Here is a 10,318-nt window from a genome sequence, read left to right on the forward strand (position 1 = left end):
CTCTTCCGTTTGGGGACGACTCGAGAAGCTAAACGCCCGGAAATGTCGCGCCTGTTGTTCGATCCGAGTCGCCAGGCGATCGCACACCAAATGACACAACTCGAAGGTCAATTGGTCTTCGACGCGGTAGTATGCCGACGTTCCTTCCGTGCGACGGGTCAGAATGCCAGCTTGCAGCATCACTTTCAAATGTTTGGATACGTTGGCCTGACTGGTTTTCGTTGCCTCAACGAGTTCCTGAACGCATTTTTCATCGTCGCGCAAGAGGTTCAAAATCTTCAAGCGCATCGGTTCGCTAAGGATGCTGAAATACTCGGCGACGTGTTTCGTCACTTCTTTCGGTATGGGCTGCACGGATTTCATCGGATTTAACGCCAAAGGGTTGCGATCGCAGGACTGAGATCGAGGTCGATCTGTTTCGTCGATGCCGATCGAGCGATAAAGGCGGTCAGAAACCGCCTGTTATCAAGCCGGAAGAATTCGCATCAACGGTTGGTCGTATTCAACGGGTTCGCCGTTTTCAACCAAAATCTCCACCACTTCTCCGGCAACTTCCGATTCGACTTCGTTCATCAGTTTCATCGCTTCAATGATACACACCGTTCGACCTGTGGTGATGCGATCGCCGACTTCCACAAAGGGCGGTTCGTCCGGAGCGGGGGCGCGATAAAAGGTTCCCACCATCGGCGAGACGATTTCGACCCACTTCGGCTCAGAAGACGGCGGCGGCGGCGATGTCCCCTCGCTGGCTTCCGGTTGGCTCGGCGTCGGCGCCGACACCGGAGCGGCCGGGACTTGATTTCCGGCTGCTGCTGCGGCGGCGGCCAAGGTCGAGAGGTCGATCGACGAGGTGGCCTCGGTCAACCCGGCTCGATTTTTACGAACCGTAAGTTCGAGGTCGCTGCTTTTGAGTGTCAGCTCTGCTATATCCGTTTGATCTAAATCTGCGAGAAGCTCGCGCAGTTGGTTGAAATCCAGTTGCACTGTGTTATGTCCGCTATCTATCCGAATGCTCTCAAGTCTTGAAAAGGCTGGCTAATTTGGGTTGCCCAAAGTGACATAGAAAAGTCGCGTTGGAGAGGCTGGAGGGGTGTCGTTCCCAGTCCCTCATCCCCCCGTCAACCGTTCCAACTCCCGTTAAACGCAATTACTCTCGTCCCAAATAGGTATCGGAGCGCGTATCGATTTTAATCCGTTCGCCGACGGAAATAAACAACGGAACCATGACTTGCGCTCCCGTTGCGACGGTGGCGGGTTTGGTGCCGCCGGTGGCCGTATCGCCTTTGATTCCGGGATCGGTTTCAGTCACTTCCAACACGACGGAGTTGGGAAGTTCGACTTCCAACACCTGGTCGTTCCAGCGCACGACGTTCACTTCCATGCCTTCGATGAGATACTTCACGCCGTCGCCGATTTGTTCGGCGTTGAGACGGGTTTCCTCGTAGGTTTCCATGTCCATGAAGACGAACTGTTCGCCTTCGCGGTAAGTATGTTGCATCACCCGTTTGTCCAGGTTGGCTTGGGGAACGGTTTCCCCCGCCCGGAACGTGCGTTCGACGGTGTTTCCACTTTGCACGTTTTTCAGTTTCGTGCGGACGAACGCCGAACCTTTCCCCGGTTTGACGTGCAGAAATTCTACGACGCGCCAAACTCCTCCATCGAGTTCGATGGTGACGCCAGTTCTAAAGTCATTTGAGGAGATCATGAATCTCGATCCGTGCAGAACAATCGGCAACCTATTTTACCCCTGAGCGGTTCGTTTCCGGCACTTCCGTTAGGTAAGTTCCTGGCGATCGTGCCAGTTTGCCTGAGAGAACGCCCCCCTCTGGCACTATGATGAAGGAACACGCTCGATGGAAACTCACAACGACGAAAAAGCATGGACGTACTGAAACGCTGGCTCAAAGTCGGCCTGTTCGCGATCGTACTGATCCCGCTGTCGCTCGGTCTGAGTGCGGCTTGGTGGGGTGGCGATAACGACAACTACCGCGAGAGCCGAATGCCTCAAGGGAATGCCGTCACCGACCCGCGATCGCTCCTGCAATACGCGCTCCCGATCGATAACGATTCGGTGCGCCGCATTCAAAGCAGTTTGGAAGACATCAGCACTCAACTGCGGGCGCGAAAACGCTGGTCGGCGGTGGCCAGCGACGTCAGAAGTGCCAAATCGACGCTGTTCTATCGCAAAGACGAACTGTTAGCCAGCGTCCCCCCCTCCCGTCAACCGCAAGCGCAAGAGAAACTCGCGCAACTCGAAAACGGGATGGTGGAACTCGAAACTGTGGTCGAGGAACAAGATAAAGAGCAGGCTTGGGTGGTGCGCCGCCAGCTTCTCGATACCCTCGGCGAGTTCGAGGAACTGATGGTGGACGGTTTTCCTTTTGAAGTCCCCGAGGATTACGCTGATTTGCCCCAGTTGAAAGGACGGGCAACGGTGGAAATGACCACGGCGCAGGGAACGGTGACGTTAATCGCCGACGGCTACAACGCCCCCGTTACGGCGGGAAACTTTGTCGATTTGGTTGATCGCGGCTTTTACGACGGACTGCCCTTTACGCGGGCTGAAGCCAATTACGTGCTGCAAGCGGGCGATCCTCCCGGACCCGACGACGGCTTTGTCGATCCCGATACGGGCGAGTACCGCACGATTCCCTTAGAAATTCGCGTTCGTGGCGAGGACGAACCGGTTTACGAGTTTACGTTGGAACAAATCGGCTTGTATCGGGAACAGCCGGTGCTGCCGTTTTCGGCTTATGGAACGGTGGGGATGGCTCACCGGGATTTGGAACCCAACAGCGGCTCGTCTCAGTTCTTTTTCTTCCTGTTCGAGCCGGAACTGACTCCGGCGGGTTTGAACCTGCTCGACGGACGCTATGCTGCCTTCGGTTACGTGGTTGACGGGGCTCAGGTGCTGGAAAAACTCACCAAAGGCGATGTTATCCAATCGGCTCGCGTCGTCGAGGGGTTAGAAAATCTGATCCGGCCGGGAGACGCTTCGGCGTAACGGATTTTCGGTGGTCGAACGCAGGTTCGATGGAATTTCGATCGACCCGGTATTGCAAGGATGCCGGGTTTTTTCTCGAACGATCGACCCCGTCGGCGACCGGGCCAGGGTGCGATGTTCTGGCTGTTTGAAGTGTCGAGTCTGAAGGTTTTATAGATGTCTCAATCTTCGTTTCTGTATCGATCGCTCCAGTTTGCCCTCGGGACTGTGGGGTCGATCGCGCCGACGCTGTTCTCGACCTCTCCGGTATTCTCCCAATCCTGGCAGCCGGTACGGGGTTCGATTCAATACGGTATTAGCGGCATAGCTGCCATCGCCGACACGGACGCCCCCCTCGATTTCCTCGTCGTTCACGACAACAAACGGGAGGATGAGGGACGCTTGGCCGTTCTCTCCCTGTCTGAAGAGGGATGGCCGGACTACCAACCCCTCGCTTGGCCCTCGGAAACGCCGCTTCCGGTGGATTTGGAGGCGTTGTCCGCCGTCCCCGGAACCTCTAGCTTCGCCGCAGTCGAAAGCGACGGAACGGTTTATCACGTGAGTCTCGACCGGGAAACTCGTCAGGTGTCAGTGTTGGGGCAGTTTGACCTGCCGGAGTTGCCCCCAGGCAGCAACGTCGAAGGCTTTGCCTTGCAAACGGTCGAAGAGAGGCTGCTGGCGGTTTGGGGTCATCGCGGCAACGGTGAAGACCCCGCACGGTTGTATTGGGCGATTTTCGACCCGCAAACCTATCAGTTTGGCGAGGTGGCGTCTCGAGAGCTGCGCGTCCCCTATCCGGGGGGATCGGTGCGTCATATTTCCGATTTGAAACTCGACGCGGCGGGAATTCTCTATATTGCGGCGGCGTCGGACGACGGCAACGACGGGCCGTTTGCCTCGGCGGTTTATGCCATCGGTGTCTTCGATCGCGAGGGAGATACCCTCAATTTTCTCCCCTCCTCCGGCATTCCTCTCACGAGTACGAGACAGCACAAGGTGGAAGCCCTGGAACTGACGAGCGGCGCAGAGGGCGGTTTGTTCTTGGGAACGGACGACGAGTCGTTTGGGTCGTTTATTTGGCGATCGCACGACTTTTGACGTTATAGTATTTCAAAGAGACCTTTTCTTTCCTAATGTTAGAAATACTATCTTGGCTGGGAATCTTTGCTGTCAGTTTATTTGTACTTGTTAAATCCTCTGACTTCTTCACAGATTCCGCCGAAAAAATCGGTATCTTTTTAAAGTTTCCGCCCTTTGTTGTTGGCGTTGCAATTGTCTCCATCGGCACGTCCTTGCCGGAACTCATGTCTTCGGTCGTTGCCGTCGTACAAGGCTCGTCTGAAATTGTCTTCGGCAACGTGGTCGGCTCGAACGTCGCCAATATCTTCCTAATTATTGGAATTGCCGCCATTATCGCCAAACAGATCCACCTCAAATACGAAATTGCTAGTGTCGATTTGCCCTTGTTTGTTGGCTCGGCTTTTTTGCTGTCCTTGATGTTAATTACGGGTCAGTTTTCGATTGGTGAAGCCCTGTTGTGTATCTTGGCTTACATCGTGTATTTGATGTACACCATGCAACATTCAGAAATCGGCACTCTCGACGAAGAAACCGGACAAATTATCGAACGGGGTAAAGTCCCCGTTCGCGCTTTTATCGTACTGTTGTTAAGTGTGGTCGGGCTGTACTTCGGCGCCGACTATACCGTGATGTCGATCGTCAAACTCTCGGAGATTTTTAACGTCGGGAAAGAAATTATCGCCGTGAGCGTTCTCGCCATCGGAACCTCTTTACCGGAACTCATGGTGAGTATCGTGTGCGTTCGTAAGGGGAACGGCGAGATGGCGGTGGGCAACGTCATCGGCTCGAATATTTTTAACGCTCTCATGGTGATGAGTATTCCGAGACTGTTCGGCGTTCTCACGATTCCCGAACGCACCCTGTGGGAAGGATTGCTGGAAATGGTCTTCGGTACGATTTTGATGTTTTTCGTGGTTCAAGACAAACAAATTACCCGCTGGGAAGGCTATTTGTTTTTAATCTTTTACGCTTGGTTTATCGCTCAGATTTTTAATTTGGTTTAATCGGGTGTAAACGCCTGCAAACTAGCAATTGGCGTCTTGACACCCCAAACAGGAGGTGACAGAAACTCGTGCAGAATACGCGATTGAACGGTTTGTTCGATGCCGCCCTCGAACGGTTACGCCAGTGGTTGAGCAATCCTTGGCGGCGCATTTCTATTTTGATTATCGGCTGGTTGTTCGGCTTTTTTATGGGAACGGCAGTTTCGACGATTGCCGGACAGCGAGCTTTGTTGGATATTACGGTGTCGTTGCTGTTATTACTGGGAACCGAAGCGATTAATTGGTTGGTGTACGCCCGTCGTCGATCTCGTCCGTCTACCTTAGTCGATACCCTCAGCGCCACGAAAATCGGCTTGGTGTATAGTCTGTTTGTGGAAGCCTTCAAACTCGGCTCGTGAACTCGGCTCTTAAGGAATCGATGCGTTTACCTCTCCCTCAATTTAGCCCTCGCGATGGCAATGACGATCGCTTTGCCGAAGTCATCGAAACCTCTTCTACGGAATTCCTGGCTCAGTGTTTGGAGTCCGATTCCCTCAAATTTCCCACGATGCCCCCCTTTGGCAGTTGGGTGAAAGCCCAAGATGAGGAGTCGGGAAACACGGTGTATGCGGTGGTCTACCACGCCACGACGATGCCCATCGATTCTGTTCACCGGGCCCAAGCCTTGGGATTGTCCCTCGAGGAACTGCGGGAACAGCAACCGCAAATTTTCGCCATGTTGAAAACGGAGTTTCGGGCGGCCATCGTCGGCTTTACGTCTCCCGGCGATGGCCGCGTTTATCAATATTTACCCCCTCGCCCCCCGCAAATCCATCAAGCGGTATCCTACTGCGACGATGACGAGGTGATTCGCTTTACGGAAGAATTGGAGTTTTTGCGGACGCTGTTGCAAGTGGCGGGGGTTCCGGTGGAATCCCTCACGGCGGCGGCGGTTCGGTTGGTCTATCAAACTCGCAAAGCTGACCGAGAATGGTTAGTGCAAGCTGGACGCAGCCTCAGTTGGATTCTCAAAGACGATTACGATCGACTTCGATCGATCCTCAGTCAAATTCACCCTTAGAAATTGACAATTGACAGTTTCCTTTCCGCTAAAATAATTTGATTATTTTGCCGTAGCGGTGACTGAAGCTTCTTCGGTTCTGACGTTTAAGTGGATAGACGAATCTTTCGCGTATCCCCAAACCGTTAAAGCGGCGATCGAGATGGTCAATGCCATACAAATCAGACAATCGCAGCGATCGACTCGTTCCATTTTCGGTTCCCCTGTTACCTGCTTCTACTTGACGCCGAATGCTTTGAGGACTGACGCAGACACTCGGTTGTTCACCAGATTCCGTTATTTCAACGGAAAGGTCGGGACAAAAAAACGAGTGTCTCGACCGACAAGTGCGTAACTCCTGGCTTTGTTCTCACACTGCGGGTTTATCTAATCCCTCGGCGGCGTTCTCCTCACGCCTCAATTTGAATAGCGGTCTTTAAAATAACCCGATCTATAGTTTCAAGATGTTTTCCTGAGGAGAAAGTGAGTCGAGGGATGATACGATGACGGTCGCCACTGGCCAGTTTTGGGTCAATCTCAGATTGTCTCGACTCAATTTCCCCTATTTCCTACTTTACCCGCTTGGGGTTTCAAAACAACATCTCTGACAAGAATCTTTACTTTTACTTTAATCTCGAACGCGTTTTTTCGGCTGCGACTTTATCTAAAATCTCTAAATTCGTTAAATCCCGAACTGTTTTTTTACGGTCGTTTCTTGACTTCGGAAAATCCCTAGGTAATTTAACGGTGGCTCAAAAACGAACAAAATGTCTTTCGGTGTTTTCCCCGATGGAGGATGCGAGTTGTTGGCGAAGGAATATGAAGCTCGATGGCCACAGAGGACAGACAGAGATGGTCGGATTCCGTCTCGTTACGTCCGGTCTCTTTACGTCGTCATGTGTCCCTGGAGAGAGTTGAGGCAACTGAACGAACCTAACTGTTGACAGATGCTCTTTGGGGGAACGGACAGTTACAACAAAGATGGAATCATTATTTTGTTATTTCGGATTGGATTACCAAATTTCCGATTTAGGAATTTTAGAGATCGGAAAATCTTTGATTTGAAAAGAAAAGGAGGACGAATTACTTTGACGACACGAACTCCAACGATTACAACATCTCTGGGGCGAAACTGGGAACGGTTCGGCCGCTGGATTACCAGCACCAACAACCGCATTTACATCGGTTGGTTTGGCTTGTTAATGTTCCCCACCCTCATCGCGGCGTCGATTTGCTTTATTCTAGCCTTCATCGCGGCGCCCCCCGTAGATTTAGCCGGAATTCGCGAACCCGTCAGCGGTGCGTTACTCGACGGAAACAATATCATTTCGGCGGCGGTGGTTCCCACTTCGGCAGCCATCGGCTTGCACTTATATCCGATTTGGGAAGCCAGTTCGGTGGCGGAATGGCTTTATAACGGCGGTCCCTATCAACTGATCGTCTTGCACTTTCTCATCGGTATCTGGGCCTACTTAGGTCGCCAGTGGGAACTCAGCTATCGGTTAGGCTTGCGTCCGTGGATTGCCGTGGCCTTTTCTGCGCCGGTTGCAGCGGCTACGGCGGTGTTCTTAGTGTATCCCATCGGACAGGGCAGTTTTTCGGAAGGTTTGCCTTTGGGGATTTCCGGCACGTTCTACTATATGTTCTCCTTCCAGGCCGAACATAATATCTTGATGCACCCGCTGCATATGCTCGGTGTGGCCGGTATTTTCGGCGGTGCGTTACTCAGTGCCACTCACGGTTCTCTGGTGACGTCGAGTTTGATTCGCGAAACCACTGACGCCGAATCGCCGAACGCTGGGTATAAGTTCGGCCAACAGGAGCAAACTTACAACTACTTTGCCAGTCACTACGGCTTTTTAGGTCGTTTGTTGGTTCGTCCGCTGGGTATCGAAAACCACCGCACGACGCACAATATTTTGGTACTCTTGCCGACGTTGGGAATCTGGTGTGCGACCCTGGCGGTTGGGGTCATGGCGTTCAACCTCAACGGCTTCAATTTCAATCAGTCTGTGGTGGATGCCAGCAACCGTCCGATCTTTACTTGGGCTGATATTCTCAACCGTGCGGATTTGGGGTTGCAAGTGATGCAGGAACCGAACGCCCATCATTTTCCTTACGATCTGGCAGCGGACGGACCAGCGGTTCCGGTGGCTCAATCTGCGCCGCAACTGCATAGCTAGAGGGGACGCTCGTCATCAGTCGGCACTCTCCCGTTGGGGGAGTGCTTGTTGTTGTGGCAACCCTCTAAGCTAGACATGGAAACCCCGAGTGAGGACTTTTGATTATGTCTGCGACCCCTCTTCAAGGTATTGATTTAGTGAATTGCGCTCAAGCCAATGCGAAAGAAGGTGAAACTGTGGCCTCTCAGCAGTGCGGCTACGGCGACAATCTGTCGCAGTTTCGCGAAAATTTGAAACGGGCTTGTGAGGAACTCGGGATTGAAATCGAGCGTCTGAGCGATCTGATCGATACTGATAAACTCCAGCAACGTACTGGAGAATCGATCGCGCCGGACAGTATGTCGGATTTGTAGTTGCTGCGCTGGGGCTGAGGTTCGGACGGGGGACGGCCGGCCGTCTCTGTCGTCTGGGTTCACCCTAAAGATAGATGCACGCGACCGCTATCGTGGTGTTCAATGAGGTTTGTGGGTCGATTGTTTCAAGATGCTAACGATAAGCAAACCGAGGGCCAGGGGATTCTCGACGGTGGTTGACGACAGCAAGGTGCGTTCTTTCCAACCGTCTGTTCGAGGAAGGCCGCGAACGCGACGACCGGTGCGTGCAGTCGAAACAATTAATACCCCGTTTGACGGAATTATGGCTTCTCAAGCATGGCTTATTTTTAACCCGGCGGCCGGTCAGGGCGATGCCGATCGCGACCTGGCGGTGATTCGGGCAATGCTCGACCCGGAACTCGATCTCGAAATTCGCACGACGGAGACGGAGACGGATGCGGAATTGTTTGCTCGTCAAGCGCTGGAGGTGGGAGCGATACCCATCGCTGCGGGTGGCGACGGTACGGTGTCGAAGGTGATGGCGGCGGCTATCGAAACGGGCGTTCCGGTGGGGGCGATTCCTCGCGGAACGGCGAACGCCTTTGCTCAAGCGTTGGGGTTGCCCGACAATCTGGAAGCGGCTTGTCAGGTGATTTTGGACGGTAACGTTCGCTGTATTGATGCGGCGCGGTGCGGAGACGGACGCTTGATGGTGTTGTGGGCGGGCGTCGGCGTCGGTGCCGAGGCCATCGTTCAAACGGATTCGGACTCGAAGGAACGACTCGGACGCTTGGCTTACGTGCTATCTGGCGTTCAGCAGTTGCAAGACCTGCATCATTTTAATGTGGAAATTGAAGTTGAAGACCGGATCTGGGTGGCCTCGGCGGCGGCGGTGACGGTGGCCAATGCGGCTCCGCCCACTTCGATTTTGGCTCAGGGTCCGGCGCGAGTCTGTCCGGATGACGGACTGCTCGATATTACGGTGTTTGCACCGGATACGACGGCGGAGGCGATTACGGCGTCTTATGAGTTGTTGTGGTCGGGACTGAACGACCGCGCTACGGATCGATCGGATGTTGGCTATCTCCGGGCGAAATCTGTTAAAGTTCGCACGACCCCCCCGCAAAATGTCGTTGTGGACGGGGAAGTTATCGGCCGCGACACCCTCGAAATGACTTGCGTTCCGGGTGGTTTGCGGGTCTTTGTTCCCAGTTCCGACGCTGAGGGGGACAATCTCGTGAGGGAGTTGTTGGGCGATCGCGCTTCTGTTGATGCGACAACGGACGCCACGATGGAGGGGCGATCGCTTTGATAAGTCTCGAAAACTCAAAAACCAAACGTTAACAAAACACAGATTTGATAATCATGACTCTTTCTACTCAGTCTCAAATCGAAACCCCTTCTCTTGACAAAAAAGAGATTTTGTGCTATTACGTCAACCGCAGTAGCAAAGTTCAAATCGTTCGTATCTCCAACGTTCCCAACTGGTATTTCGAGCGGGTGGTGTTTCCCGGTCAACGTTTGATTTTTGAGGCTTATGCGAAGGCACAGTTAGAAGTGTATACCAGCACTGTGGCGAGTGCGGTGTTGGCGGATTCGATCGCCTGCGAACGGTTGGAAGTTCGATCTCAGGCATAGAGGCGAACCGTCCTATCTAGGATTCTTTAAGATCCCCGGCATCTTGGAGATGCCGGGGATCTAGCATTCTATCTAGG

Annotated in this window: 13 protein-coding genes; 9 read left to right on the forward strand and 4 right to left on the reverse strand. The window is 53.3% G+C overall.

Annotated features, from left to right (window positions below):
* From ACP5D4_RS16440 to efp, 3 genes are all read right to left on the reverse strand, one after another.
* Positions 1 to 363: ArsR/SmtB family transcription factor (locus tag ACP5D4_RS16440; protein WP_428012709.1), on the reverse strand; the 363-nt coding region annotated here is incomplete at its 3' end.
* Positions 364 to 465: 102 nt separating this feature from the next.
* Positions 466 to 984, reverse strand: a complete 519-nt coding sequence (gene accB / locus ACP5D4_RS16445) for an acetyl-CoA carboxylase biotin carboxyl carrier protein (RefSeq protein ID WP_428012710.1) — start codon at positions 982 to 984, stop codon at positions 466 to 468.
* Between the two features lie 163 nt (positions 985 to 1,147).
* The gene (gene efp, locus ACP5D4_RS16450; RefSeq protein WP_428012711.1) at positions 1,148 to 1,705 is read right to left on the reverse strand and encodes an elongation factor P; all 558 of its coding nucleotides are present in this window, start codon (positions 1,703 to 1,705) and stop codon (positions 1,148 to 1,150) included.
* A gap of 174 nt (positions 1,706 to 1,879) precedes the next feature.
* On the opposite strand from efp, the gene ACP5D4_RS16455 reads away from it, so the two are divergent.
* The 5 genes from ACP5D4_RS16455 to ACP5D4_RS16475 all read left to right on the forward strand — a co-directional run bounded on the left by ACP5D4_RS16455 (position 1,880) and on the right by ACP5D4_RS16475 (position 6,127).
* The gene (locus ACP5D4_RS16455; RefSeq protein ID WP_428012712.1) at positions 1,880 to 3,004 is read left to right on the forward strand and encodes a peptidylprolyl isomerase; all 1,125 of its coding nucleotides are present in this window, start codon (positions 1,880 to 1,882) and stop codon (positions 3,002 to 3,004) included.
* Positions 3,005 to 3,160: 156 nt separating this feature from the next.
* Positions 3,161 to 4,081: a hypothetical protein gene (locus tag ACP5D4_RS16460; RefSeq protein WP_428012713.1), complete on the forward strand. Its 921-nt coding sequence runs from the start codon at positions 3,161 to 3,163 to the stop codon at positions 4,079 to 4,081.
* A 35-nt stretch (positions 4,082 to 4,116) separates the two neighbouring features.
* Positions 4,117 to 5,067 carry a calcium/sodium antiporter gene (locus ACP5D4_RS16465; RefSeq protein WP_428012714.1) on the forward strand — a complete coding sequence of 317 codons (951 nt, stop codon included), beginning with the start codon at positions 4,117 to 4,119 and terminating at the stop codon, positions 5,065 to 5,067.
* A 68-nt stretch (positions 5,068 to 5,135) separates the two neighbouring features.
* The gene (locus ACP5D4_RS16470; protein WP_428012715.1) at positions 5,136 to 5,465 is read left to right on the forward strand and encodes a DUF565 domain-containing protein; all 330 of its coding nucleotides are present in this window, start codon (positions 5,136 to 5,138) and stop codon (positions 5,463 to 5,465) included.
* A 20-nt stretch (positions 5,466 to 5,485) separates the two neighbouring features.
* The gene (locus ACP5D4_RS16475; RefSeq protein WP_428012716.1) at positions 5,486 to 6,127 is read left to right on the forward strand and encodes an HAS-barrel domain-containing protein; all 642 of its coding nucleotides are present in this window, start codon (positions 5,486 to 5,488) and stop codon (positions 6,125 to 6,127) included.
* A gap of 42 nt (positions 6,128 to 6,169) precedes the next feature.
* Here ACP5D4_RS16475 and ACP5D4_RS16480 read toward each other — a convergent pair whose 3' ends face one another.
* Positions 6,170 to 6,319 carry a hypothetical protein gene (locus tag ACP5D4_RS16480; RefSeq protein WP_428012717.1) on the reverse strand — a complete coding sequence of 50 codons (150 nt, stop codon included), beginning with the start codon at positions 6,317 to 6,319 and terminating at the stop codon, positions 6,170 to 6,172.
* An 896-nt stretch (positions 6,320 to 7,215) separates the two neighbouring features.
* On the opposite strand from ACP5D4_RS16480, the gene ACP5D4_RS16485 reads away from it, so the two are divergent.
* The 4 genes from ACP5D4_RS16485 to ACP5D4_RS16500 all read left to right on the forward strand — a co-directional run bounded on the left by ACP5D4_RS16485 (position 7,216) and on the right by ACP5D4_RS16500 (position 10,241).
* Positions 7,216 to 8,289, forward strand: a complete 1,074-nt coding sequence (locus ACP5D4_RS16485) for a Photosystem Q(B) protein 1 (RefSeq protein ID WP_428012721.1) — start codon at positions 7,216 to 7,218, stop codon at positions 8,287 to 8,289.
* A 104-nt stretch (positions 8,290 to 8,393) separates the two neighbouring features.
* Positions 8,394 to 8,642: a hypothetical protein gene (locus ACP5D4_RS16490; RefSeq protein ID WP_428012718.1), complete on the forward strand. Its 249-nt coding sequence runs from the start codon at positions 8,394 to 8,396 to the stop codon at positions 8,640 to 8,642.
* Positions 8,643 to 8,925: 283 nt separating this feature from the next.
* The gene (locus ACP5D4_RS16495; protein WP_428012719.1) at positions 8,926 to 9,915 is read left to right on the forward strand and encodes a YegS/Rv2252/BmrU family lipid kinase; all 990 of its coding nucleotides are present in this window, start codon (positions 8,926 to 8,928) and stop codon (positions 9,913 to 9,915) included.
* 53 nt (positions 9,916 to 9,968) lie between these two features.
* Positions 9,969 to 10,241, forward strand: a complete 273-nt coding sequence (locus ACP5D4_RS16500) for a DUF1830 domain-containing protein (protein WP_428012720.1) — start codon at positions 9,969 to 9,971, stop codon at positions 10,239 to 10,241.
* Positions 10,242 to 10,318 lie beyond the last annotated feature (77 nt).

Source organism: Baaleninema sp., assembly GCF_049974805.1.
Taxonomy (GTDB): domain Bacteria; phylum Cyanobacteriota; class Cyanobacteriia; order Cyanobacteriales; family Geitlerinemataceae; genus Baaleninema.

Coding starts and splice junctions, on each gene's coding strand:
- efp (WP_428012711.1), bottom strand. CDS start 1,705: ATGATCTCCTCAAATGACTTTAGAACTGGCGTCACCATCGAACTCGAT.
- ACP5D4_RS16455 (WP_428012712.1), top strand. CDS start 1,880: ATGGACGTACTGAAACGCTGGCTCAAAGTCGGCCTGTTCGCGATCGTA.
- ACP5D4_RS16460 (WP_428012713.1), top strand. CDS start 3,161: ATGTCTCAATCTTCGTTTCTGTATCGATCGCTCCAGTTTGCCCTCGGG.
- ACP5D4_RS16465 (WP_428012714.1), top strand. CDS start 4,117: ATGTTAGAAATACTATCTTGGCTGGGAATCTTTGCTGTCAGTTTATTT.
- ACP5D4_RS16475 (WP_428012716.1), top strand. CDS start 5,486: ATGCGTTTACCTCTCCCTCAATTTAGCCCTCGCGATGGCAATGACGAT.
- ACP5D4_RS16480 (WP_428012717.1), bottom strand. CDS start 6,319: ATGGAACGAGTCGATCGCTGCGATTGTCTGATTTGTATGGCATTGACC.
- ACP5D4_RS16490 (WP_428012718.1), top strand. CDS start 8,394: ATGTCTGCGACCCCTCTTCAAGGTATTGATTTAGTGAATTGCGCTCAA.
- ACP5D4_RS16495 (WP_428012719.1), top strand. CDS start 8,926: ATGGCTTCTCAAGCATGGCTTATTTTTAACCCGGCGGCCGGTCAGGGC.
- ACP5D4_RS16500 (WP_428012720.1), top strand. CDS start 9,969: ATGACTCTTTCTACTCAGTCTCAAATCGAAACCCCTTCTCTTGACAAA.